At 70.5% G+C, this 24,699-nt stretch carries 22 protein-coding genes; 10 read left to right on the top strand and 12 right to left on the bottom strand.

Features of this window, described 5'->3' with window-relative positions:
• Positions 1-19: 19 nt before the first annotated feature.
• From ACFQV6_RS08440 to ACFQV6_RS08430, 3 genes are all read right to left on the bottom strand, one after another.
• Positions 20-604 carry a hypothetical protein gene (locus ACFQV6_RS08440; RefSeq protein WP_378026791.1) on the bottom strand — a complete coding sequence of 195 codons (585 nt, stop codon included), beginning with the start codon at positions 602-604 and terminating at the stop codon, positions 20-22.
• Between the two features lie 30 nt (positions 605-634).
• Positions 635-1,948: an ATP-binding protein gene (locus ACFQV6_RS08435; protein WP_378026790.1), complete on the bottom strand. Its 1,314-nt coding sequence runs from the start codon at positions 1,946-1,948 to the stop codon at positions 635-637.
• An 82-nt stretch (positions 1,949-2,030) separates the two neighbouring features.
• The gene (locus ACFQV6_RS08430; protein ID WP_378026789.1) at positions 2,031-3,296 is read right to left on the bottom strand and encodes a pyridoxal phosphate-dependent aminotransferase; all 1,266 of its coding nucleotides are present in this window, start codon (positions 3,294-3,296) and stop codon (positions 2,031-2,033) included.
• 157 nt (positions 3,297-3,453) lie between these two features.
• On the opposite strand from ACFQV6_RS08430, the gene ACFQV6_RS08425 reads away from it, so the two are divergent.
• From ACFQV6_RS08425 to ACFQV6_RS08410, 4 genes are read left to right on the top strand one after another with little or no spacing between them, the layout of a single operon-like run.
• Complete coding sequence (locus ACFQV6_RS08425) at positions 3,454-3,939, top strand: DUF6069 family protein (RefSeq protein ID WP_378026788.1); 486 nt, start codon at positions 3,454-3,456, stop codon at positions 3,937-3,939.
• A 12-nt stretch (positions 3,940-3,951) separates the two neighbouring features.
• The gene (locus ACFQV6_RS08420; RefSeq protein WP_378026787.1) at positions 3,952-6,633 is read left to right on the top strand and encodes a cation-translocating P-type ATPase; all 2,682 of its coding nucleotides are present in this window, start codon (positions 3,952-3,954) and stop codon (positions 6,631-6,633) included.
• The gene (locus ACFQV6_RS08415) at positions 6,630-7,094 is read left to right on the top strand and encodes a hypothetical protein (RefSeq protein ID WP_378026786.1); all 465 of its coding nucleotides are present in this window, start codon (positions 6,630-6,632) and stop codon (positions 7,092-7,094) included. The genes ACFQV6_RS08420 and ACFQV6_RS08415 overlap by 4 nt, the downstream gene beginning before the upstream one ends.
• Positions 7,091-7,552, top strand: a complete 462-nt coding sequence (locus tag ACFQV6_RS08410) for an RDD family protein (protein ID WP_378026785.1) — start codon at positions 7,091-7,093, stop codon at positions 7,550-7,552. The genes ACFQV6_RS08415 and ACFQV6_RS08410 overlap by 4 nt, the downstream gene beginning before the upstream one ends.
• A 152-nt stretch (positions 7,553-7,704) precedes the next feature.
• Here the strand turns inward: ACFQV6_RS08410 and ACFQV6_RS08405 are convergent, their stop codons facing one another.
• Genes ACFQV6_RS08405 through ACFQV6_RS08390 form a run of 4 tightly spaced genes read right to left on the bottom strand, consistent with a single transcriptional unit; the run spans position 7,705 to position 9,106 of the window.
• Positions 7,705-8,013 carry an SHOCT domain-containing protein gene (locus tag ACFQV6_RS08405; RefSeq protein ID WP_378026784.1) on the bottom strand — a complete coding sequence of 103 codons (309 nt, stop codon included), beginning with the start codon at positions 8,011-8,013 and terminating at the stop codon, positions 7,705-7,707.
• A 5-nt stretch (positions 8,014-8,018) separates the two neighbouring features.
• Complete coding sequence (locus ACFQV6_RS08400) at positions 8,019-8,477, bottom strand: DUF6325 family protein (protein WP_378026783.1); 459 nt, start codon at positions 8,475-8,477, stop codon at positions 8,019-8,021.
• Between the two features lie 9 nt (positions 8,478-8,486).
• Positions 8,487-8,693, bottom strand: a complete 207-nt coding sequence (locus tag ACFQV6_RS08395; protein WP_378026782.1) for a hypothetical protein — start codon at positions 8,691-8,693, stop codon at positions 8,487-8,489.
• Between the two features lie 8 nt (positions 8,694-8,701).
• Positions 8,702-9,106 (bottom strand): DUF6325 family protein, encoded by a 405-nt coding sequence (locus tag ACFQV6_RS08390; protein WP_378026781.1) that lies wholly within the window; start codon positions 9,104-9,106, stop codon positions 8,702-8,704.
• A gap of 172 nt (positions 9,107-9,278) precedes the next feature.
• Between ACFQV6_RS08390 and ACFQV6_RS08385 the strand changes: the two genes are divergently transcribed.
• Positions 9,279-10,745: a hypothetical protein gene (locus tag ACFQV6_RS08385; RefSeq protein ID WP_378026780.1), complete on the top strand. Its 1,467-nt coding sequence runs from the start codon at positions 9,279-9,281 to the stop codon at positions 10,743-10,745.
• Positions 10,746-11,259: 514 nt separating this feature from the next.
• On the opposite strand, the gene ACFQV6_RS08380 is transcribed toward ACFQV6_RS08385, so the two are convergent.
• Genes ACFQV6_RS08380 through ACFQV6_RS08360 form a run of 5 tightly spaced genes read right to left on the bottom strand, consistent with a single transcriptional unit; the run spans position 11,260 to position 15,098 of the window.
• Positions 11,260-12,663 (bottom strand): DUF2252 domain-containing protein, encoded by a 1,404-nt coding sequence (locus ACFQV6_RS08380; protein WP_378026779.1) that lies wholly within the window; start codon positions 12,661-12,663, stop codon positions 11,260-11,262.
• Positions 12,660-13,154: a DUF1269 domain-containing protein gene (locus ACFQV6_RS08375; RefSeq protein WP_378026778.1), complete on the bottom strand. Its 495-nt coding sequence runs from the start codon at positions 13,152-13,154 to the stop codon at positions 12,660-12,662. Before ACFQV6_RS08375 ends, ACFQV6_RS08380 begins: the two co-directional genes overlap by 4 nt.
• Positions 13,151-14,308 (bottom strand): AI-2E family transporter, encoded by a 1,158-nt coding sequence (locus ACFQV6_RS08370; protein ID WP_378026777.1) that lies wholly within the window; start codon positions 14,306-14,308, stop codon positions 13,151-13,153. Before ACFQV6_RS08370 ends, ACFQV6_RS08375 begins: the two co-directional genes overlap by 4 nt.
• A 57-nt stretch (positions 14,309-14,365) precedes the next feature.
• Entirely contained in the window at positions 14,366-14,812 is a 447-nt protein-coding gene (locus tag ACFQV6_RS08365; protein ID WP_378026776.1) for a hypothetical protein, read from the bottom strand.
• 10 nt (positions 14,813-14,822) lie between these two features.
• Complete coding sequence (locus tag ACFQV6_RS08360) at positions 14,823-15,098, bottom strand: hypothetical protein (protein WP_378026775.1); 276 nt, start codon at positions 15,096-15,098, stop codon at positions 14,823-14,825.
• A 207-nt stretch (positions 15,099-15,305) separates the two neighbouring features.
• Between ACFQV6_RS08360 and ACFQV6_RS08355 the strand changes: the two genes are divergently transcribed.
• The 5 genes from ACFQV6_RS08355 (at position 15,306) to ACFQV6_RS08335 (ending at position 24,523) form a co-directional block, all read left to right on the top strand.
• Positions 15,306-15,800, top strand: coding sequence for a DUF1269 domain-containing protein (locus ACFQV6_RS08355; protein ID WP_378026774.1), 495 nt, complete (start codon positions 15,306-15,308; stop codon positions 15,798-15,800).
• A gap of 67 nt (positions 15,801-15,867) precedes the next feature.
• Entirely contained in the window at positions 15,868-17,553 is a 1,686-nt protein-coding gene (locus ACFQV6_RS08350) for a SulP family inorganic anion transporter (protein WP_378026773.1), read from the top strand.
• A gap of 68 nt (positions 17,554-17,621) precedes the next feature.
• Complete coding sequence (locus ACFQV6_RS08345) at positions 17,622-20,285, top strand: glucosidase (RefSeq protein ID WP_378026772.1); 2,664 nt, start codon at positions 17,622-17,624, stop codon at positions 20,283-20,285.
• Positions 20,282-21,748, top strand: a complete 1,467-nt coding sequence (locus ACFQV6_RS08340) for an alpha-amylase (protein WP_378026771.1) — start codon at positions 20,282-20,284, stop codon at positions 21,746-21,748. The genes ACFQV6_RS08345 and ACFQV6_RS08340 overlap by 4 nt, the downstream gene beginning before the upstream one ends.
• 114 nt (positions 21,749-21,862) lie before the next feature.
• A complete protein-coding gene (locus ACFQV6_RS08335) occupies positions 21,863-24,523 on the top strand; it encodes a LuxR C-terminal-related transcriptional regulator (RefSeq protein ID WP_378026770.1) in 2,661 nt (886 codons plus the stop codon).
• Positions 24,524-24,699: the final 176 nt, after the last annotated feature.

The raw sequence follows: 24,699 nt of genomic DNA, 5'->3' as shown, positions 1-24,699 counted from the left end.
CGCTGAGGGCCAGCTGGGGTTAGGGGACTGCGCCGAGGAGGGTCAGGACGGCGGTGAAGAGGTGGGTGGTGGAGGTTTGGTCGAGGTGTTCGGCGTGCCAGTTGCGGGTTTCGAGGCCCTGGAGGGCGCCGATCATGACGGTGCGGACGGTGCGCAGGGTGGCGGGGGAGAGCAGGACCGCTGAGGTGCCGTCGTCGTGGGCGGCGCGGGAGGCGGAACCGAGGGCGACCAGGGCGGCGGCGGCGCCGTTGAGGACCTGGGCCACGTGCAGGCGGTCGTGGTCGAGGTTGAATGCGGCGACGTGGACGGCCAGGCCCAGGGCGGTGATCAGGCGGCCGGTCTCGTCGCCGCTGAGGATCGCCGGCATGGTGGCGGAGTCGTCCTCGGTCTCGGTGGCGCCGGCGCAGAAACCGGTGATCAGCTCGTCGGCGACATCACCGGGCACCACGAGGTTGACCAGCGGGAGACCAGGGAAGCGGCGGCGCAGCGCGGCCTCCACGGCGTCGCGGACGATGTATTCCGGGACGACGCGGCGCTGCTCGCTGAGCCGCCCGACGATCACGGAGACGACATCGTCGACTCGCATCGCGCCGGGGCGGTCCATCTTCTCACCGTATCGGTGCACGCCCGGTCCTCAGCCGGTGCCCGGCAGGCTGATCCGCGCAATGGTGCCGCCCGTCGAGCCCGTGCCGCCGGTCGAGGCCGTGCCGTCCCCGCTGCCCGCCGGGTCCGGGGCGGCTGGGGTGCTTGTCAGGGTCAGGGTGCCGGAATGGGCGTCGACGATGTTGCGGGCGATGGTGAGACCCAGGCCGACGCCGGGCACCGCCTGGTCGCGGGCGTGCCGGCCGCGGAAGAAGCGGTCGAAGACGTACGGCAGCTCGTCGGCGGGGATGCCGAGGCCGGTGTCGGAGATCTCGACGGTGGGGCGGGCGCCGGTGGGGTGAGTGCCGGTGGGGTGGACGACGGTGGGGTGAGTGCCGGTGGGGTGGGTGCCGGTGACCCGTACGGTGATCGGCTGGTCCGCGGGGGTGAACAGCAGCGCGTTGCGGAGCAGCTGTTCGATCGCGTGGGCCAGCCGGGTCAGGTCGGCGTGGACCGGCACCGGTTCGCCGGTGTGCACGGTGATCGACTCGGAGCGCAGGGCGATCAGCGGGCGGCACGTGGTGATCGCGGCGGCGGTGACGGTGTTCAGGTCGACGACGCCGATCTCGGCCGGTGGCGGCGCCTCGGGCGGCCGGGTGCCGGCCAGGAGGTGGTCGACCATCTCGATCAGGCGCCGGCCGTTGCGGTGGATCGGCTCGATCAGCCGGTGGTACGCCGCGAGGTCCTCCTGGTCGCCGAGCAGCTCCAGGTAACCCTGGATGCTGGCGACCGGCGTACGCAGCTCGTGGGTGATGTTGGCGACCAGGTCGTCCTCGCGCTGGGCGGTCCTGGCCAGCTCGTCGCCGAGGTCGGCGATCCGCAGCCGGTTGCGGATGGCGGCCAGGTGGGTGGCCGCCTGCCCGGCGAAGGTGACCAGGTTCGCCACCTGCTGGTCGCTGATCCGGTGCGGCTGGTCGTCGACGACGCACAGGGCGCCGAGCGCGTAGCCCTGCTCGTCGATGATCGGCGCCCCGGCGTAGAACCGGATGTGCGGGGCGCCGAGCACGTTCGGATAGCCGGCGAACCGTGAGTCCCGAGCGGCGTCCGGGACGATCAGCGGCTTGCGGTCCGGGATGACGTGTGCGCAGAAGGACACGTCGAGCGGGGTCTGCTCGTCGGCGAGCCCGAGGCTGCCGGCGAACCACTGCCGGTCCCGGTCGATCAGCGAGATGGCGGCCATCGGTGTGTCGAACATGTTCGCCGCGAGCCGGGTGAGGTCGTCGAGCACGGGCGTACGCGGCCGGTCGAGCACCCGGTACGACCGGAGCGCCGCGAGCCTGGCCTCCTCGGCTTCCTCTTCCCTCACGCCTGTCCTTCGGCGCCCGTTCATCGAAGCTGAGCGGAACCGCCCGAGCAGAAGCCGAGCGGAACCGCCGGGGGAAAGGGAATCAGCTGACCGCGGCGCGCCGCGCCGTGTACTCGCCACCACCACGCTGGCCGGGGTACGGAGGGAGGTTGTCCTGCTGCTCGTCGTACGACTCGGCCCAGCGGCGACCGGCCTGCTCCAGCGGGTCGTTGTCGTAGACCGAGCGGCTGTGGAAGCGCTGCGCGTAGTCCATCATCCCGTCGACGAGCCGGTCCACGTCGGTGTTCGGCCGGACCACGAGGCGCATGAACTGGCTGGTCATGCCGAGCTTGTTGCCGCACTCCCGGGTCATGATCCCGTGGTTGGCGACGAGGTAGTCGCGCAGCGCCACACCGGACCACTCGTTGGGGAGCTTCACGAGGAAGAAGTTGCCCTGTGAGGGGAAGACGGTCAGCCCGGGGATGCGGCTCAGTTCGCGGGCCATCGAGCGGCGGTCGCGGCTGAGCAGGCGGAGGCTCTCCTCGTACTCCATCTCGTGCTCTTGAATCATGTGGACGACCTTCTCCGCGAGGGAGTTCAGGTTCCACTTGGGCAGCATCTTCGCGATCTTGCCGGCGATCGCCGGGTTGGCCAGCATGTAGCCGAACCGGATGCCGTGCAGGCCGAAGTTCTTGCCGAGGCTCTTGAGCACGACCGCGTTGGGGCGGATCACCGCGTCCGGGCCGACCGAGGGGTAACGCTCGGCGTCCGAGAAGTCGATGAAGGACTCGTCGATGACCACGAGGTCCAGGTCGCTGAGGGCATCCATGAACCGGATGACGTCGCGCCGCGGCAGGTAGTTGCCGTCCGGGTTGTTCACGTTGCAGACCACCGCGACCCGCGACTTGCGCTCCCGGATGAACTCGACGTACTCCTCGAGGTCGAGCCGGAAGCCGTCGCGCTCCTGGAGCGGGAACATGTCGACCCGCTTGCCGGTCTCCAGCGGCTGGTCGGTCCACCTGCCGAAGGTCGGGATCGGGATGGCCAGGCTCTCCTTGACCATCAGGTGGTCGATCCAGGTGATCAGCTCGGTGGAGCCGTTCGCCATCGCCACCGTCTGCGGGTGCAGGCCGAGCACGCTGGCCAGCTTCTTCGTGATGGTGGCCGAGTCGCTCGGGTAGTACTTGAGGATGCTCTTCAAGTCCCGGGTGAGCTCGTCGAACATCTCGGGCGTGGGGAAGTACGGGTTGCACGGGATGCAGAAGTCGACGATCTCCGCTCCTTCGCCGGCGGCGCGCGCCAGGTCGAAGTAGGACGCGCTGTGCGACCCCTTGTGCAGGATCGACGTGTCGATTCCGGTCCGTGCCACGGTGTCCTCCCGAACCTCGGTGACGTTGCCGCCCCCGAGTACGGACCGGGACCTGAAATCGTTCAGCGAACACTTTCATCCACTCCGGATGAGGTGAGCCGGTACGCCGTCCCGGGAGGCTACGGCCGGTATCTGTCCGAGACGCTCGGAGGACGGCATGACCGGTATGAACGCACCTCTGGACCCCACACCGCGACCGGTCGTCAACGCCGGCAAGCTCTGGGCCGGCGGCGCCGCCACGGCTGCCGTCGCGGCCCTGATCGCGATCGCCGGCATCCTGCTCGGCCGCGGCCTGTTCGACATCGACGTGCTCGCGCCGAAGGGCCAGGGCACGTGGGGTGACGCCTCCACCGGCTGGTACGCCCTCGGCGCGGCCGGAGCCGCCCTGGTCGCCACCGGGCTGGCGCACGTCCTGATCCTGACCACGCCGCGGCCGATGCGCTTCTTCGGCTGGGTGGTCGGGCTGAGCACGGTCGTGGCGATGCTCGCACCGTTCGTCACCGATGCCAGCCTGGGCGCCCGGCTCTACACGGCCGGGCTCAACCTCGTGCTCGGCATCGCGATCGGCTCGCTGGTCGCCGGTGTGGCCCGAACCTCGACAATCGTGGTGCCGCTGCGGCGAGCCACTCCCCGTCCGTACTAACAGGGAGCCTGGGTGACCACCTTTCACGTGCTTTCCGTCCCGGAGGCTCTCGAAGCCGAGCGGGTCGATCAGCATCAGGGACTCAGCGCCGACGAGGCGGCCGAGCGCCGCGAGAAGTACGGGCCGAACCGCTTCGCCGAGGCGAAGAAGGAACCGTGGTGGCGTGCCTTCGCCCGCCAGTACGCGGACCCGATGCAACTGGTCCTGCTCGCCGCCGGGCTGGGCAGCCTCTACCCGCTGAAGCAGTGGGGCACCGGCATCATGCTGCTCGCCCTCACCCTGCTCAACGCCGTGCTCGGCCTGCACCAGGAGGGCAAGGCCGCGGCCGCGATCGACGCTCTCCAGAAGATGATGATCATCAAGGCACGGGTACGCAGAGACGGCACCCTGGCCGTGCTGCCGGCCGAGGACCTGGTCCCCGGCGACGTGGTGCTGCTGGAGGCCGGTGACGTGGTCCCGGCCGACGGGCGGCTACTGCGCGCGGCGACCCTGGAGATCGACGAGTCCGCGCTGACCGGGGAGAGCCTGCCGGTCTCCAAGGACGTCACCGCGGTGGCGTCCGAGGACACCGACCTGGGTGACCGCAGCGACATGGCGTACATGAACACCAACGTCACCCGGGGTACGGCCGAACTGCTGGTCACCGCGACCGGCATGGAGACCGAGGTCGGCCGGATCTCCGGCATGCTGCAGACCGAGAAGGACGCGGAGACCCCGCTCACCCGCCAGCTCGGCAAGCTCACCAACCAGATCCTGATCATCGCGGGCATCGCCCTGCTCGCCTCGGTGATCATCAACCTGGCGCGGGGCAACGAGTTCAACGTCGTCTTCACCGCCGCCGTGGCGTTCGCGGTCTCGGCGATCCCGACCGGTCTGCCGGCAGTGGTCACCACGATCCTCTCGCTCGGCACGCAGCTGCTGGCCAAGGCGAACGCGATCGTGAAGCGGCTGCGCTCGACCGAGACGCTCGGCTCCACCTCGGCCATCAACTCCGACAAGACCGGCACGCTGACGCTGAACCAGATGACAGCCATCGAGATGACCATCCCGGGCCGCCGTTACACGGTCTCCGGCGGCGGTTACTCGACCGAGGGTGTGATCAAGCGGGTGGCCGGGCAGCCCGACGTGCCGCTGGAGGAGTTCCTGCTGCCGATGGTGCTCGCCTCCGACGCGGTGGTGAACGACGGGCAGATGATCGGCGATCCGACCGAGGGTGCCCTGGTGGTGCTCGCCGAGAAGGGCGGCCTGGACGCCGAGGCGACGCGGGAACGATATCCGCGGGTGGCCGAGCTGCCGTTCGACGCCGCGTACAAGATGATGGCGACCTTCCACCGGATGACGGTGGACGGCCGTGAGGTGATCCGCTGCTTCGTCAAGGGCGCACCCGACCAGCTGCTGGCCCGGGCCGGGCGGCGGCCCGATCCGGACGACCTGCACTCGGTGGCGGTCGACGACGACTTCCGCGAGCGTTACCTGGCGGAGAACACCCGCCTCGCCGAGCGGGGCCTGCGGGTGATGGCGACCGGCCGTAAGGACTTCGACCCGGCGACCTTCGACCCCGCGGGCGACCTGCTGCCGTTGCTGGACGGCCTGACCGTGCTGACCCTCGTCGGCATCGTCGACCCGCCCCGCGCGCAGGCGCAGGCCGCCATCACCGAGGCGCACGCGGCGGGCATCGAGGTTCGCATGATCACCGGCGACCACGCGGTGACCGCCGCGGCCATCGCCGGCAAGCTCGGCATCCGCGGCCGGGCGATCACCGGTGCCGAGTTCGGCGCGATGAGCGACGAGGAGGCGGACCGGGAGATCGACGGCATCGGGGTCATCGCCCGGGTCACCCCCGAGCACAAGGTGCGCCTGGTCGAGGTGCTCAAGCGCAAGGGTCACATCGTCGCGATGACCGGCGACGGTGTGAACGACGCGCCGGCGCTGAAGAAGGCCGACATCGGCATCGCGATGGGCATCACCGGCACCGAGGTGAGCAAGGAAGCCGCCGCGATGATCCTCACCGACGACGACTTCGCCACCATCGTCAAGGCCGTCGCGCTGGGCCGGGCGCTCTACGCGAACCTGAAGAAGTACATCTTCTTCCAGATCGGTGTGCTGATCGGCATGGTCGTCACGTTCCTGGCGGCCAGCATCGGCAACATCGCCGCCGGCGTGCCGTTCCTGCCGCTGCAGAGCCTGTGGCTGAACTTCACCACCCAGGTTTTCCAATCGGTCGGGCTCGGCTACGGCAAGGCCGAGGCGGACGTCATGAACCAGAAGCCGCGCAAAGCCGACGAGCCGCTGCTGAGCCGCTCCTCGCTGGGCTGGCTCGGCTTCATCGGGCTGTTCATGGGCGTGCTCACGCTCGCCGTGATCTGGTGGGCGGACCGCGAGTACGACCTGGACACCGCCCGCACGATGGGCGTGACCGCGTTCTCGATCGCCAACCTGGCCTTCTCGCTCACGGTCCGCAGCGAGATCCGCTCGGTGTTCAGCCTGGACACCTTCGGCGACCGGCGCTTCCTGGTGACCACGGCGATGTCGGCCGCCGCGATCGTCCTGGCCACCGAGTTCGGGCTCTTCCAGAAGGTACTGCACACCACGAGCCTCGACGTCGCCCAGTGGCTGATCTGCCTGGTCGCCGGGGTGCTCGTGGTCCTGCCGACGGAGATCCGCAAGGCGGTTATGAGGGGGAGAGCGCGATGAGCATGCCGGGACTGCTGGACATGGGCGACGTGGCGATCGGTGCGGTGGTCCGCGCCGGTGAGAGCACCGCCGAGGCGGTGAACCGACTGCGGGCCGACGAACGGTGGACCACCGGCCCGGCGGCCGAGCGCCTCCGCGTACGGCTGCGGGAGCTGGCCGAGCGGGGCGCGGCGGAGCGGACGAAGGGGCAGAACCGGGCCGCACGGGCGCTGGACGCGGCGATGAACTCGATAGCCACCTCACGGCTCGTCAACCGGATCGTGGAGATCCAGGTGGACCGGGTCCTGGCCATGCTGGAGGGTGAGCCGGAGCGCATCCGGGTCCTCGTCCGGGGTCAGCGCGACACCATGGTCGGCGAGGCGGTCGGGCGGGTCCGGGCCGGCGCGGCGGCCGGTGACGCGGCGGTGGATCGGTTCACGCTGCGGATGGCCCGGCGGGGCGGTGCCGCCGAGCCGACGTGACCGGGTACGCCGGCCTGGTCAGCCGTTCGATGGCGTACTTCCTCGACGCGCTGATCGTGGCCCTGCTGACCGGAGCCTCGGTGGCCGCACTCGGGCTGGTGGCCCCGGTGGTCGGTGCCGAGGCCCGGGAACTGGCCGAGTTCGTGCTCTCCTACTACCTGGTCTTCCTTCCCTCGATCATGGCCGTCTACTGCGCGCTGTTCTGGGCGCTCGCCGGGCGCACACCGGGGATGGCGGTGCTGGGGCTGCGGGTGGTCATCGCCGCCGACGGCCGGCCGGTGCGCTGGCCCGCCTCCATGGTGCGGGCGCTGCTCGTCGCCTACTTCCCGATCGGCGCGCTGTGGATGCTCGTCGACCGGCGCCGCCAGGGCCTGCACGACAAGGTCGCCCGCACCGCCGTGGTCCGCCTCTCATCCGGACGGGATGAGGTGGCCATGGCGTCGCGGACACCTGCCTGAGCGTGGAGGACACCGTCCTACTGGCCGGTGTGGGGCGGGCGCTGACTGCCGCTCTGATCGAGGACGTACGGCAGCGGGCCGAGGTCCGGTCCGGACAGGGGGGGCGCACCGGCCACCGCGGCGGGCATGCACGGCGGTGGCCGGCGCGGGTCTCAGGAGCCGAGGATGCGAGCCTTCTGCTGCGCGAACTCGGCCTCGGTCAGGACGCCCTGCTTCTTCAGCTCACCCAGCTGCTGGAGCTGCTCCAGCTTCCCCGCCATCGGGTCCGCCGGCGGCGGGGGCGGCGGGGGAGGGGGTGCGTAGTACTGCTGCTGTTGCGGTTGCGGTTCGGCGTACGCCTGCTGTTGCTCTGCCTGCCTTGACCAACGTCCGGCCTGGCGCCGGGACACCCGGTTGGAGACCGACGTCGCCGTTCCCGCGATGACCGCGGTGCGTGCCACTCCTCTGAGAAGACCAGGCATGACGATCACCGCCCCCCGGTGGAGACCGCGCGGGCGGCTTCCGGCTCGGTCTCGTCAAGGGCTGCGAGCAGCGACTGTACGGGAATCCGCCCACCCGCCACGACCTGAGCGCCGTTGCGGCGCAACTGGACCGCAAGGGGTGCCGCCCACGTGTTCTCATAGACCAGGAGCACCGCCGCGGCACCCGGCGAGAGCACCTCACCGGCTTCCCGCAGGTCGTCCCCGCCGAGGATGCCCGAGGCCGCGCCGTGGAAGGCGCCCAGCCCGGCGAGGTCCACATCGCGTCCCTCCACGGCGACGACCGTGCCGTTCTTCTCCTTGCGGAGGAACAGGATGTCCATCACCCGGATGATCCCCCGGTCCACGAGATCCAGCAGGAGCGGGAACGCCGTCCCGTTCAGGCTGCCGTCGGGGAACTCGACACACAGGTAGTCGACAGGTCCCATCTCTTCCAATTCGCGCATGATGCCTCCCTAACTTCCGGCCGGCGTGGATCGCGGGACATGCCCGCCGTTGCGGCGGCCCACAGCGGATTCGACGCCCAGGCCGATGAGCGCGCCACCGGCCGCCGCCACGAACGGCAGCACGACCAGGACGCCGTAGTCGCGACGGACCGGCCGGCCGCGCAGTACGCCGTACGCGGCTACCGCCCGCTGCCGGGTGTTCTGTCTCCTTGTCATCCCTCTCCCTAATGCGTCATCAGAACCGGAGCACCGGGGATGTGCGTGAGCGCCACGATGCTTCCGCTGGAGGCGGCGACCGGACCGGCCAGATCGCTGACCCAGTGGTGCTCCAGGAGCACCGCCAGCGCGTCGGTGTCGACGCCCACCATCGCCGCCACCTCGGCGATGTCCGTCTCGGTGATCAGCCCGCCGGCCATACCGGCGAGGTTCGGCCACTCGCCGTGCCGGCCCGGCAGGTCGTCGAGCTCCACGCCGAACGCGTGCCCGGCGGCATCGGTACGGACCACCAGAACGTCGACGACCCTCATCTCCCCCACCTCGTCGAGGCGCTCCAGCGTCGCGCGGACGCCGTCGTTCAGGTGCTCGGCGGGGAAGGACAGAACCATCAGCTCCAGCGGCCCGAATGCCATTGGTTCAGCCTGCTGCACGGCAGCGGCCCGGACCTCACCCGCCGGGGATGAACCCAGGGTGCCGACCGGTGTTCATCCGCGGCGGGTGAGGCGACGGCCCAGGTGGTCCGGCAGCGTCGGCGGGAGCCGGTTCCCGCCGGTCCGCTTGCCGACTCGTGCGAGGGAGCAGACCATGACGCGCCCGTCATCGATACAACCGGTCGAGGCTCCGGCCGCGGTGCCCGTACCCGATGAGGCTCCGGCCGCGGTGCCCGTACCCGATGAGGCTCCGGCCGCGGTGCCCGGACCCGATGATGTGGAGGTTGAGCGACTCCGGGCCGAAGTGGCCGCGCTGCGCTCCCAATTGGAATCCGGTCGCCGCAAGCGGCCCGGCGGCGGCGCGATCCGCCGGACCATCGCCGCGATCCTCGTGGTGCTCGCCGCGTTCGCGCTGGTCACCAGCGTCGTCGGGCTGTGGGCCGCGCGCACCACCCTGAACACCGACCGCTGGGTGGCGACCGTCGCGCCGCTGCCGCAGGATCCCAAGGTCAACGCGGCCGTCGCCGAGTACGCGACCACCGAGGTCTTCCAGGTCCTCGACGTCGAGACGCGGCTGCGCGCCGTACTGCCCCAGCAGGCCGCCTTCGCGGCCGGCCCGATCGCCGGGCAGCTGCGCGAGCAGATCCGGACGCAGGTCGGCAGGGTCCTGGCCAGCGACCGGTTCCAGGTCGTCTGGGTCGAGCTGAACGAGCGGCTGCACCAGCGGGTCCTCGCCATCCTGAACGGCACCAGCACGGTCATCACCGCACAGCAGGACAGCGTGCAGATCGACCTGCTGCCACTGATCAACCAGGTTCTGCGGGAGCTGAGCGCTCAGCTGCCCACCCTCTTCGGCAAGACGATCACGCTGCCGGACCTGAGCAGCGGCGCGATACCGGAGAACCTGCGGCTGCGGGTCGAGGAACAGCTCGGCGTCACGCTGCCCGCCAACTTCGCCCAATTCACCGTCTACGACTCCGGGCAGCTGTGGGCCGCGCAGCAGGCGGTCGCCACCGCGAAACGCGATCTGGCCCTCTTCGTCGGCGCCACGGTGATCCTGTTGCTCGCCGCGTTCGCGATCTCACCGCGCCGCCGGCGCACCGCTGTCCAGCTAGGCATCTGGCTGGTCATCGCCGCCGTCGCGATCACCGTGATCCTGCGCGCGGTGCGCCGCCAGATCCTCGCCGAGATCCCCGGGGGCACCTATCGCGACGGTGTCGACGCCGCGATGACCACGGTCTTCAGCCTGCTCCGTGAACGCGGCACGCAGATCATGTGGATCGGTGCGATCCTCGCCCTGGTCGCCTACCTGGCCGGGCCGGGACGCTACGCGGTCTGGTCACGCCGGCAGGTGCGGCGCGGCACGGTCGCCGGTTGGCACCAACTGCGCCGGGGTACGGCCATAGCGGCCTCCCACGGCCCCGGATTTGTCACCGCCCACCTGGACCCGATCCGCATCGCTGGTGCCGTGGTCGCCGGCGTCCTGGCCCTCATCCTGTCGTCCTGGACCGCCCTGCTCGTCATCGTTCTCCTGCTGGTCGCCTTCGAGGTAGCGGTCACCCTGATCGCCCGCCGCCACGACCAGCCCACCCCCACCCCCGACCCCCACCCCGTCCTCTGACCCACCCACCACCCCTCACCTCCAGCCGGCTCAACCAGCTGGGCGTGAGCGGGGTGTTTCGGCCCGCGAGGCACCCCTCACCCCCAGCCGGCTCAACCAGCTGGGCGTGAGCGGGGTGTTTCGGCCCGCGAGGCCCCCCTCACGTCCAGCCGGCTCAACCAGCTGGGCGTGAGCGGGTGTTTCGGTCCGCGAGGCACCCCTCACGTCCAGCCGGCTCAACCAGCTGGGGGTGAGGGGGTGTTTTGGGCCGCGAGGCACCCCTCACGTCCAGCCGGCTCAACCAGCTGGGCGTGAGCGGGTGTTTCGGTCCGCGAGGCACCCCTCACGTCCAGCCGGCTCAACCAGCTGGGGGTGAGGGGGTGTTTGGGGCCGCGAGGGACCGCTGGCGTCCAGCTGGGTTGGCCGGCTGGGGGTGAGGGGGGTGTTTGGGGCCGCGAGGCGCCGCTCACGTCCAGCTGGGTTGGCCGGCTGGGCGTGAGCGGGGTGTTTGGGGTGGAGGGAGCGGCTGGGTGGGTCAGATGCCGGATTGGGCGGTCAGGCGGCCGTCGTGGACGGCGGTGGCGAAGGTGGCGTAGTCGCGTTCGGTCTGGTCGGCGTAGGACTCGGCGAACGCGGTGAGCGCCTGCTCGAAGCGGTCGCTGTCGCCCAGGTAGGCGGCGATCGCGATGCGGTCACCGCCGCGGGCGTGGGCGCGGGCCAGGGTCCACCCGCAGACCTCGGCGTACGCCTGCAGGCCCGGCAAGTCCATCTCCTCGACCTCGGCGCCGCCCTTCCAGTCGCGCAGCTGGCGCACGTAGAAGTCGCGGGTCCGGCCGTCGAAGCCGGACACCCGGTGCCAGCCGAGGAAGATGTCGCTGGCCGCCTGCATGATCCGCTGGCCGGTGACGACGCGACGCCCCTCGAGCCCGGGTTCCTGCGCCGGGGTGTATGCGGCCAGCACCGAGGGACCGGCCTCCTTCACCTGCAGCAGCAGCGGATCCTCGTCGTCGCGCCCGGTCATCAGCACGATCCAGCAGCGGGTGCCGACGCTGCCAACGCCGACCACCTTGCGGGCCAGGTCGACGAAGTCGAACGCGTCGAAGAGGCGCCGCCGGTCGTCGGCGAGGCTCTCCCGGTACCCGGCGAGCAGGTCGCGGATCTCGCTTTCCAGCTGCTTGCGGGTCACGTCGGCCACCAGGTCCGACACCGGCACCAGCAGCGGCGGGTCCGCGACGATCCGCCGCTGCCCGTCCACCACCGCGGTGAGCTTGCGGTACGCCTGGAGGCTGGTCCGGGTGCGTGCCTTGGCGCCGGCCTTACCGAGCCGTTTGCCCCGTTCCTTGCCGAGCCGCCTGCCGAGGCGGTCGCGCAGGTCGTCGACGTCGGCACGGGCGTACCAGACCTCCAGTTCGGGGAGCTTGGCGAACCGGATCATCGCCTCCCGGTATCGCCGGCCCGCGGCGAGCGTGACGGCGGCCCGTTCCCGGCGTTTGAAGCCGTTCGCCCGCCCGGCCAGCGCGAGGCTGGCGGCCAGGCGTTTCACGTCCCACTCCCAGGGGCCGGGGTGGGTCTCGTCGAAATCGTTCAGGTCGAAGACGAGGCTGCGCTCGGGTGAGGCGTACACGCCGAAGTTGAACATGTGCGCGTCGCCGCAGAGCTGGGCGGTCAAGCCGGACGACGGGGTCTGTGCCAGGTCAGCGGCCATCACGGTGGCGGTGGCGCGCAGGAACGCCAGTGGGGAGACGAGCATCCGTCCGTGGCGGATCGGCAGCAGCTCCGGCAGGCGGTCGACCTCCTGCGCGACGATCAGATCGACGGGGCTCGGCCGCCCGGTGCCCGGCTCGAACTCGGCGTGCCGGTCGAGCGGCGTCTGCTTACGGGCCGCGCGCCCCGCCGCGGCACGCGCGGCGGGGTCACGACGCCCGGCTGGGCTGCTCATCGGAGGTGATCGCCGAAGGTGTCCTGCAGGACTTCCCGCTCACCCTCGGTGAGGTTGGTGGCGATCAGCTTGCTGTGCAGGCCGTGGAAGCGCTCGCCGAGCCGGTCCAGGTCGCCGTGGTCGGTGACCAGGAAGAGCGCTGAGGTGCCCTCGGTGATCTCGGTCCGGATCCGCTCCAGGGTCTCCCTGTCGATTCCCGTGCCCTGGGTGGCCTTGGCGAGGGCGCCCAGGCCGGCGCCGACCACGCCGCCGACCACCGGGACGAGGAAGAGGCCGCCGATCACGATGCCCCAGAACGCACCCCATCCGGTGCTGTGCAGAGAACTCTCATGCTCATGGTGGGTCTCCGGCCTGTCGGCACCCCGCGGCCAGGTGACGACCGCGTGGTCGACGATCTTGACCAGGCCGTCGTCGGCCGCGTACTTGAGGGTCTTCGCCATCTGTTCCGCGCGGTCCGGGTCGTCGAACTTCCATACCGTGAAGGTGGTCATGAGCTGCTCCTCGCGGGTCGGGGGTGTACCCGTCCCGCGCCGTTGCGGGACGGAGTGACCTCATCCGGGGTCACGGCTTGGCCGGAGATGAGATTGTTGAGCCAGCGGGTGGACGGGTCGATGTCGACCAGGAGGCCCTTGGCGAGCAGGGTGAGCGGGATCGCCAGCAGCGCGCCGAGCGGACCCAGGATCCACGCCCAGATCACCAGTGACAGGAAGGACACGGTGGCCGAGACGCCCACCGCGTCACCGACGATCTTCGGTTGGATGATCGACTGGATGACGAAGTTGACCCCGCAATAGAGCGCGATCACGGTCAGCATCAGCTCGGGGCCGCCCTGGAGCAGGCCGAGCAGTGCGGGTGGCACCAGGCCGATCACGAAGCCGACGTTGGGGATGTAGTTGGTGATGAACGAGAGCAGTCCCCAGAGCACCGGCAGCGGCACGTCCAGCGCCCAGAGCATCACGGTGTCGATGACCGCCACGATCAGCCCGAACACGGTCGAGACCAGCAGGTAGCGGCGGGTTCCACCGGCGAAGGACCGGAACGCGCCGACGACCTGAGGCCGCTCCGACACCACCGATCGCAGCCGTGCCGGGAAGTGCACCGCGTCGACGCACATGAACAGCAGTACGGCGAGCAGGAACAACGAGTCGGACAGCAGGCCGGCAAGCCCGCCGAGGAGGCTCTCCACCAGGCCCAGCACGGTGCCCGGGTCGATACCCGCCACCGCGTCGCGCATGGTGTTCGAGCTGACGCCGAGGCCGGACAGGCCGGACACGATGTCGTCGCGCAGCGCCGCGAACTGTGCCTGGTAGGTCGGCAACAGGTCGATGAGCTGGGTGACGGAGTAGGCGAGTGCGGCACCGAGCGAGAGCAGGATGAGGTAGGCGACCGTGATGGTGGCCAGCATCGCCACCCAGACCGGTGAACCGTGCCGCCGAAGCCAGCCGGTGACCGGGCTGACCGTGACCGTCAGCATGAGAGCCAGGAAAACCGGTCCGAGGATGTCGGCGACGCCGCGCATCCCCGCCACGACCACCACGCCGCACGCCGTCCCGAGCAGGACGATCACTCCGCGGGGAAGGCCGGGCGGGGGTGCGGTGCCCGGCCGGAGGGCGTACCGGCCCGGCCGGGCAGTCAGGCGGTTCACGAGCGGGACCCGCTCCGGCCGGGACCGCCTCCTCGAACGGTCCCGGCCGGGCGGGAGTCAGTACCGGACCTCACGGCCGTGCGCGGTGAGGGCGTAGATGACCAGGACGTCGATCGCGATCACGATGGTCGACCAGATCGGGTAGGCCGGCAGGAAGGCGAGGTTCGCCAGGGCGCTGATCACGGCGATGACGATGCCGACGACCCGGGCCCACATCTTCCCGTAGAGGACGCCGAAGCCGGCCAGGGCGGTGATCAGCCCGATGGTCAGGTGGGTCCAGCCCCAGGCGCTGAAGTCCATCGGGATCACCAGGCCGTTGTTGGTGGTCACGTAGAAGTCGTCGCGGAACAGGGCGACGAACCCTTCGATGGCCTGGAAGGACCCCAGCATCAGCAGCATGACGCCGGCGAAGACCACCATGCCCACCCAGCCGGTCGGCTCGTGACGGCTTGCCGGTGTGTACGGAGGCTCGTCGTTCCTCCGCCGGGATTCTGTGTCGGTCATGCTCGAACTCCTAGTCAGAGGGGGTGCGGCTGAGCCCCGATCGTGGGCCGGAGCCGGGGCCCGGCACGCCATCCGCAGCGAATGAACCGTTGCCGACACGGCTCAGGCAGACCACCTGCACGCCGGAGTCGTCCAGGCGGGTGAGCAGGCGCTCCAGGTCGGCGTCGGAGAGCCGGCCGCGGATGACGCTCTGGTAAGGCAGCGTCCGGCAGCGCAGATCCTTGAGCGCCATCCGCAGCAGTGGTCCCAGAAAGCCGCGGACACGAAACTCGTAGCGCTCATACATGACCTGGCTCCTTCGCCGTCGCCGCCTGTGTCGCTCGACGGTCGCACGGTGTGAACGGGCCGGAGTTCATCCGTACGGAATGAAGAGTGCGGACGGCCCGCCGTGGCTCACTGATCGGGCGCTGATCGGGCGCCGCCGTGCCGCGCCGCGGCGGCTGTGCTGAGAAGAGCACGGCAGACGACGAGCAGGTTTTGGAAGGAGCAGGTCATGGCCATTCTGGTCGCCATCGGGTACCCCGACGAGACCACGGCGACGGCGGCGTCGCTGGAAGCAGACCGGCTGGCGAAGGATCTCATCATCCAGCCGGACGCCATCGCGACGATCATTCGGGACCGTGAGGGCAAGTACCACGTCACGACGAACCACCATCCGGTGGCCGGCGGCACCACCTGGGGCATGTTCTGGGGCCTGCTGTTCGGGATGCTGTTCTTCATCCCGGTGCTGGGCATGGCGATCGGCGCCGGACTGGGCGCGCTGACCGGCAAGCTCACCAAGGGCGCCATCAACAAGGAGTTCCAGGAGCGGATCCGGGACGAGCTCCAGCCGGGCACGTCGGCGCTGTTCATGATCGTCGAGTCGGTCACCCCGGACAAGGCCGTCGAGGCGCTGAGCAAGTTCGGTGGCACGGTCCTCAAGTCCTCCCTGCCGAAGGAGACCGAGGCGGAACTGCAGGACGCCCTGCACGGCGGCGGCGCCAAGTAGGGTCTTCGTCATCGCGTCCGGGACGCCGCTCGTGCAGACGGGCGGCGTCCTTCGTGGAGGAGGGGCAATGGCGGGTACCGACTGGATACCGGGAATCCGGGCCGCCGCCACCTATCGGCCGGCCTGGCTGCCGAAGGACGTGATCGCCGGCATCGTGCTGACCACGCTGCTGGTGCCGCAGGGCATGGCGTACGCGGAGCTGGCCGGCCTGCCCGCGATCACCGGGCTCTACACGTCGATCCTGTGCCTGGTGGCGTACGCGATCTTCGGTCCCTCAAGGGTTCTGGTCCTCGGCCCGGACTCGTCGCTCGGCCCGATGATCGCCGCGGTGATCCTGCCGCTCGTCGTCTCCGGCGGTGATCCGGCGAAGGCGGTGGCGCTCGCCTCGGTGCTGGCGCTGATGGTCGGCGTGATGATGACCGCCGCCGCGCTGTTCAAGCTCGGCTTCGTCGCCGATCTGCTGTCGCGTCCCACCCAGCTGGGATATGTGAACGGGCTCGCTCTGACCATCCTGGTCGGGCAGCTGCCGAAGCTGTTCGGGTTCTCGGTGGACGCCGACGGCCTGCTCGGTGAGGCCGCCGGCTTCGTTGCCGGTGTGGCGGCCGGTGACACCGTTCCGGCGGCGTTCGCGGTCGGCACGTCCGGCCTGCTGGTGATCCTGGTGCTGCAGCGGTGGCTGCCGAAGATCCCGGGCATCCTCATCGCGGTGGTGGGCGCGATTCTCGCCGTGTCGTTCCTGGGGCTGACCGGCCGGGGTGTCGACGTGGTCGGGGCGCTGCCGCAGGGTTTCCCGCCGTTCACCATCCCGGTGATCTCGTGGTCGGACCTGGGGCTGCTGGCCGCGGGTGCGCTCGGGATCACCCTGGTGTCGGTGACCGACACGATCTCCACCGCGTCGGCCTTCGCGGAGCGGACCGGTCAGGAGGTCCGCGGCAACCAGGAGATGGCCGGCATCGGTGCCGCCAACCTCGCGGCCGGCTTCTTCCAGGGCTTCCCGGTGAGCACCAGCGGCTCCCGGACCGCGGTGGCCGTGCAGTCCGGCGCCAAGTCCCAGCTGACCGGCCTGGTGGGTGCCGCCGCGATCACTCTGATGCTGGTGCTGGCACCGGGCCTGCTGAAGAACCTGCCGCAGCCGGTGCTGGCCGCTGTGGTGATCGCGGCGTCACTGTCGCTGGCGGACCTCGCCGGGATGCGGCGGCTGTGGCGGCAGCGGCGTGTCGAGTTCCTGCTCGCGGTCGCCGCGTTCCTCGGTGTCGCGCTGCTCGGTGTGCTGCCCGGCATCGCGGTGGCGGTGGCCCTGTCGGTGCTCAACGTGTTCCGCCGCGTGTGGTGGCCGTACCGGGCGGTGCTCGGCCGGGCCGAGGGCGTGGACGGCTACCACGACCTGCGCTCCTACCCGGAGGCGGAACAGATCCCGGGCCTGGTGTTGTTCCGCTTCGACGCGCCGCTGGTGTTCGCGAACGCACGGACGTTCCGCGAGGAGATCCGGCACCTCTCGCACGCCGAGCCGCCGCCGAAGTGGATCGTCATCGCCGCCGAGCCGATCACCGATGTCGACACCACCGCAGCGGACATGCTGGAGGACCTGGACGAGGAGCTCGACGAGAAGGGCATCACGCTGGTCTTCGCGGAGATGAAGGACCCGGTCCGCGAGAAGATCGATCGGTACAAGCTGACCCGGTCGATCGATCCGGCGCACTTCTATCCGACGGTGGAGGACGCGGTCGCCGCGTACCGAATTTCCGCGGTCTGAAATCAGCGGGGCGGTATTCATCCCCGCTGGACGACGCTGCCCCGCCGAGGCCGGCGAAGCCTGGCGGCATGGCCATCTCCGAACCCGGCGCCGAGCAACGGCGCCTGCGCGACGCGGACACCGGCACCGTGCCATGGCGGCGGTGGGGACCGTACCTCAGCGAACGGCAGTGGGGTACGGTCCGCGAGGACTACAGCCAGGACGCGGACGCCTGGAACCACTTCACCCACGATCAGGCGAGGTACCGGGCCTACCGCTGGGGCGAGGACGGCATCGCCGGTTTCTGTGACGAGGAACAGTCGGTCTGTCTCGCCGTGGCCCTGTGGAACGGCAACGACCCGATCCTGAAGGAACGCCTCTTCGGCCTGACCAACGCCGAGGGCAACCACGGCGAGGACGCCAAGGAGTACTGGTTCTACGTCGACGCCACGCCTACCCACTCCTACCAGCGGATGGTCTACAAGTATCCGCAGCGGGCGTTCCCGTACGAGGATCTGGTGTCGACCAACCGGAACCGCGGGCGCGGCGACTTCGAGTACGAGCTGCTGGACACCGGCGTCTTCGACGAGGACCGCTATTTCGACGTGGTCGTCGAGTACGCGAAGGCCGGCCCGGAGGAGATCCTGACCCGGATCACCGTGCACAACCGGGGGCCGGACGCGGCCACCCTGCACGTGCTTCCGACGGTCTGGTTCCGTAACACGTGGTCCTGGGGCGGCTCGGAGCCCCGCCCCGAGCTGCGCGCGGCGGGCGAGGCGGTCGAGGTGTCGCACCCGCGGACCGGCACCCGCTTCTGGTCCTGCGCCGGCGGCCACCCGCTGCTGTTCACCGAGAACGAGACGCGCGGTGCCGGGGGCTACGTGAAGGACGCCTTCGACCGTTACGTGGTGCACGGCGAGAAGGACGCGGTGAACCCGGCCGGGGTCGGCACCAAGGCCGCGGCCGACGTCGTCCTCGAGGTGCCGGCCGGTGGATCCGCTGTCGTCCGCGCGCACTTCGGCCCTTCCCCGCTGGCCGACGGTTTCGACGAGCTGGTGGACCTGCGCCGCGCCGAGTCCGGCGAGTTCTACGACCGGCTGCTCGCCGACCGCCTGGGCGAGCAGGAGCGGCAGGTGGTCCGCCAGGCCCTCGCCGGGATGCTCTGGAGCAAGCAGTACTTCGGCTACGACGTGGAACGCTGGCTCACCGAGCACGGCCGGGACCCGCTCGAGTCCCGGGACATCCGCAACGGCGAGTGGTACCACATGATCTGCCACGACGTGATCTCGATGCCGGACAAGTGGGAGTACCCGTGGTTCGCCGCCTGGGATCTCGGCTTCCACGCGGTCGCGCTGGCCCTCGTCGACCAGCACTTCGCCAAGCAGCAGATCGACCTGCTGCTGAGCCGTCGCTATCTGCACCCCAACGGGCAGATTCCGGCGTACGAGTGGAACTTCGACGACGTGAACCCGCCGGTGCACGCGTGGGCCACGCATCTGGTCTACGAGCTGGACAAGGCGCGCAACGGCCACGGTGACCACGCCTGGCTGGAGAGTGTCTTCCACAAGCTGGCCAGGAATTTCACCTGGTGGGTGAACCGCAAGGACGCCGACGGCAACAACGTCTTCCAGGGCGGCTTCCTCGGGCTGGACAACATCGGCGTGTTCGACCGCAGCGCACCGCTGCCGACCGGTGGCTCGCTGGACCAGGCGGACGGCACCGCGTGGATGGCGCTGTACTGCCAGAGCATGCTGCAGATCGCGCTCGAGCTGTCGGTGCGGGATCCGGTCTACCTGGAGCAGGCGCAGGCGTACTTCGAGCACTTCGCCTGGATCGCGGTGGCGGTGAACCGGGCGACCGGCAGCGCGGCCATGTGGGACGACGACGACGGCTTCTTCTACGACCTGCTGCGGACTCCGGACGGCGGCACGAGCCGGTTGCGGGTGCGCTCGATGGTGGGCCTGCTGCCGCTGGCCGCCGCGACCGTCTACGAACCCGCGGTGACCGCACGGTTCCCGCAGCTCATCGAGAGCGCGCAGGACTTCGTGTCCCGGCACCCCAGTGTCAGCTCGGTGCTGACCCGGGGCCGGGCGCTGGGCGGGCACGGTGAGCACCTGCTGGCGCTCTTCGACGAGCACCGGCTGCGGCGGATCCTGGCCCGGCTGCTGGATCCCGAGGAGTTCCTCAGCCCGTACGGCATCCGGTCGCTGTCACGCTTCCACGCCGAGCACCCGTTCGAGTTCCGGGTGGGTGAGCAGACGTACCGGGTGGCGTACCAGCCCGCCGAGTCGGACAGTGGCATGTTCGGTGGTAACTCGAACTGGCGCGGGCCGGTCTGGTTCCCGGTCAACGCGCTGATCATCCGCTCGCTGCTCAACCTCTACGTCGGCTACGGCGACGACTTCACCGTCGAGTGCCCGACCGGCTCGGGGGTCAAGATGTCGCTGCTGGAGGTGGCGAACGAGATCTCCGGGCGCCTGACCAGGATCTTCCTGCCGGACGCGGACGGCCATCGCCCCTGTTACGGTGGCCAGCAGACGTTCTCGACCGAGCACTGGCGTGACCTGATCACGTTCTCCGAGTATTTCCACGGTGACAACGGGGCGGGTCTCGGCGCCGCGCACCAGACCGGCTGGACCGGGCTCGTGGCGGTCTTCCCCAGCCTCTTCGCCGGGCTGACCGGGCGCGATCTGCTGGATCACGGCATGGCCGGGGTCTTTCACAGGATGCCAGGACAGGAGGATCAGCTGTGAGTTGGCCGTCCGCACCGGCGATCTACGAAATCGGCACGTGGCCGTGGCTGGCCGGGGTGAGCCGGCGCCTGGGACGCCGGACCACCCTCGGCGACGTGCCAGGCGAGATCTGGGACGAGGTGGCAGCCTCCGGCCTGGACGCGGTCTGGCTGATGGGTGTCTGGGAGCGCAGCCCGGCCGGGCTCGAGATCGCCCAGGGCAACGAGTCGCTGCAGCGCGCGTTCCGGTCCGCTCTGCCCGACCTGACACCGGAGGACGTCGTCGGCTCGCCCTACTGCGTTCGCCGCTACCAGGTCGACGACCGGCTCGGCGGTCCGGGCGGGCTGGCCAAGGCGCGGGTCGAGCTGAACAACCGCGGGCTCCGGCTGTTGCTCGACTACGTGCCGAACCACGTCGCGCCCGACCATCCGGCGGTCACCGGGCACCCGGACTGGTTCATCGAGGGCACGGCGCAGGACCGGGACGAGAACCCGGCCGGCTGGTTCACCGCCGAGGGGCGGGTGATCGCGCACGGCCGGGATCCCTACTTCCCGCCCTGGCCGGACGTCGCTCAGCTCAACGCGTACAGCCCCGGGCTGCGGGAGGCGGCGGTGGCCGCGCTCACCGAGATCGGTGAGCAGTGCGACGGGATCCGCGTCGACATGGCGATGCTGATGACCAACGAGGTCTTCGGGCGTACCTGGGGACGGTGGGCCGGCCCGGCGCCGGCCGAGGAGTTCTGGCCGTGGGTGTTCGAGCGGCTCCGCGCGGCCCGTCCCGGCCTGGTGCTGATCGCCGAGGCGTACTGGGACATGGAGTGGACGCTGCAACAGCAGGGTTTCGACTTCTGTTACGACAAGCGCCTCTACGACCGCCTGGCGCACGAGGACGCGGGTGCCGTCCGCGGGCACCTCGGCGCCGGCCGCGATTACCAGGACCGGCTGCTGCGCTTCCTGGAGAACCACGACGAGCCGCGGGCCGCCTCCATCCTGCCGGATGATCGTGGCCGGGCCGCGGCGACAGCGATCGCCACCCTGCCCGGCGCGGCGCTGTGGCACGACGGGCAGTTCGAGGGGCGGCGTACGCACCTGCCGGTCTTCCTGGGGCGCTATCCGGACGAGCGTCCCGACCTCAACCTGCGCGATCACTATCACCGGCTGCTGGAGGTGACCGCGTCGCTGCGCCGGGGAGACTGGCGTTTGCTCGACTGTCACGGCTGGCCGGACAACCCCAGCCACCAGGACGTGCTGGCCTGGGCCTGGTACGACGGCGACATACCGAAGCACGTGGTCGCGATCAACTTCAGCGGGCGGGCCGCCCAGGGCATGATCGCCCTGCCGTGGCCGGCGCTGGCACACCGGGCGTGGCGGCTGACCGATCTGCTCGACGGCCGGATCTTCGAACGGGACGGGGACGACCTGAGCAGAAACGGTCTCTACGTCGACCTGCCGCCGTGGGGAGCACACATCCTCGCCGTGGAGTGATGACTAGTTCACCGGGGGTCACGATTATCCGATCCGGACGATGCGCGGATGAGTCGCCGAGACGAGTCTGAACGAGAGATCACACGGGGTCGGGGCTCTCGGAGGTAGACAAACGTGTCAATCGAACTGATCACGGAATCGCCTGGGGAATCCGGCTACGACCCGGACAGTTCGTTGCTCAACTCCAAGTTCGCGGTTCCGGCGGCACCGCCGTTCATGGTGGCCCGCCCCGCGCTGATGGACCGGGTGACCGAGGCCGTACAGGGCCCGGTCACCGTGGTCACCGGGCTGGCCGGCAGCGGCAAGACGCAGCTGCTGGCCTCCTGGGTGAACAGCGGCGCGGTGGACTGGCCGGTCGCCTGGATCACGCTGGAGCATGGTGACGAACAGCCGACGACGTTCTGGACCTATGTCATGGAGGGGCTGCGCCGGGCCGGCGTAGCTGTCCCTCCAGTGCTCGGCGGCACGGTGACCCGTGCCATTCTCGGCCGCCTCGCGGCGGCCATCGAGGAGCAATCCCGCCCGGTCGTCCTGGTGCTGGACGGCGCTTCCCAGCTTCCCGGGCGGGAGTGGGCGAACGGACTGGAGTTCCTGCTGAGCCACGTGAGCCGCCTGCGGCTGGTACTCACCGGGCGCTGGGACCCACCGCTCCCGCTCTACCGTTACCGGCTGGCCGGCGAGTTCCGCGAGCTGCGCACCGCCGACCTGGCGTTCACGCCCGCGGAGGCGACCCTGCTGATGGAGCTGCACGGGGTCCGGCTCGGCGAGGCGGAACTGGCGACGCTGCTGGAGCACACCGAGGGCTGGGCGGCCGGGATCCGGCTCTGCGCCTGCGCACTGCAGGGGAGTACGGACGCCAAGCGGCTGGTCGGCACGATCTCCGGTGACGAGTCGACGATCGCCGAGTACTTCATCGGTGAGGTGCTGCGGCTGCAACCGCCCGAGGTGCGGCGCTTCCTGCTCGAGACGAGCGTGCTGGACACGTTCAGCCCGGAGCTGGCAGCGGTGGTCACGGCGCGGCCGGACGCGTACCGGCTGCTGACGACGCTGACCCGGGAGAACGCTTTCATCCAGCCGCTCGGCGAGAATCTGTACCGGTACCACCGGCTCTTCGCGGAGCTGCTCCGGGCGCAGCTGGCCTGGGCGGAGCCGGAGGAGATGGCGGCGCTGCACGGCCGCGCGGCCACCTGGCTCGCCGAGCACGGCCGGCTGCTGGAGGCGGTGGGGCACGCGGTCCAGGCCGGCGACTGGAGTGCCGCCGCGGGAATGGTGGTCGAGGACTACGCGGTCGGCCGGCTGATCGTCGAGGGCAGCGCCGGACGGCTCGGTGCGCTCTTCACCCGGATGCCGGAGCATCTGGAACTGCCGGAGGCGGTCATGATCCAGGCGGCTCTGGCGTACGGCGACGGGCGGCGGGAACAGGCCGGAGAACGTCTCGCGCACGCCGGAAAGCTGCTCAGCGTCCGCGGCAGTACCTGCGGCGACGGCTTGACTCTGGCCGGTTTCCTGGTCCAGGTCCTGCTTCTCGCCGACGGCCCGGAACCCGAGCGGGTGAGCGAGCTGGTGGCGGTGGCCGACGCGTTCCTGTCCATCGCGCCGAGCGACAAGCTGGCCCGCCACCCCGAGCTGAGGGCGCTCCTGCGTGCCGCGGAGGGTATGGCGCTCAGCAACTCCGGCGCGGTGGACGCGGCAGCTGACGTGCTCGCCGACGCCGCCGCCGATGTGCTGCCGGGGTGCGAGGTGCTGCGCATCGACTGCCTGCGCCGGCTGGCGCTGGTGGAGGCGTACCGGGGGCGGCTGGGTCGGGCGGAGACGGCCGCGCGGCAGGCGCTCGAGCTGGCCGCCGAGTACGGGTTCGGCCGGGACGCCAAGCCGGGCGCCGCGGAGGTGGTGCTCGCCTGGGTGGCCCTGGAGCGGTACGACATCGAGGCGGCGGACCGGCACCTGCGTGCGGCACAACCACTCTGCGGGGAGGGCGCCGACGGACTCTCGGCCGTGGCCTACGCCGTGGTGCGCTCGCGGCGGTTGCAAACCCGCGGCGAGTTGCGGGGCGCCATGAACGTCCTGCGGTCGGCGGGCGAGTCCGCCGTGTGGCCGGCCGCGCCGATGTGGCTGGCCCGTGAGGCGACTCTCGGCCGGGCGCGGATGCTGATCGCGGCCGGGCGCCTGGATGATGCCGCGGAGCTGCTGGACGGCTACCCGGAACCGTGCCCGCCGGACGCCGCGGTGGTGCGAGCCGCGCTGTCGCTGGCCCGTGGTGACGCGGCGAAGGCACACGAGGTGGCCCGTACCGTGGCGGACGCGGCGGGGGCGCCGGTGCCGGTCGCTCTGGACGCGTGGCTGCTGCTGGCGATGCTGGCGGCGACCGCCGGTGACACGACGGGAGCCCGCGAGGCGCTGCGCCGGGCGTTGCGGGTGGCCGCTGTGGAGGGGTACAAGCGGCCGGTTCACCAGGTCTGGGGTCAACTGCGGCGCCTGCTGCGTGACGACGACCGGCTGGCCCTGCAGTACGGATCCCTCGGTGCGGGGCCCGGTGAGCCGGCCGCCCCCGGTGTGCCGGTGGTGGGCGAGCCGGTGGTGGTCGAGTCTCTCAGCAAGCGGGAACTCGACGTCCTCAAAGGAATGGCGGCGATGCAGCCGACCGAGGAGATCGCCGCCACGCTCTACGTCTCGGTCAACACCGTGAAGACCCACGTGCGAAGCATCCTGCGCAAGCTCTCCGCGTCCCGGCGCAACGAGGCGGTACGCCGGGCGCGATCGCTCGACCTGATCTGAGGCCGGCGCTACGGCCGGGACCGGGCGTCCCGGCCGTCTCGTCACTGCGTTCAGAAGACTCTGGGTAGGGGCGATGCGCCTCGTTCGAGCCGGATGAAGCAGCCGGGCACGGCGACTTGACCTGTCTCGCATCAGTCTTTGAATCGGGCGCAAAGCCCCATCGTGCAAGTTGCAGG

The sequence above is a fragment of the Actinoplanes sp. GCM10030250 genome (genome assembly GCF_042666575.1).
Taxonomy (GTDB): domain Bacteria; phylum Actinomycetota; class Actinomycetes; order Mycobacteriales; family Micromonosporaceae; genus Actinoplanes.
This window is presented reverse-complemented; position numbering and strand designations above follow the sequence as displayed.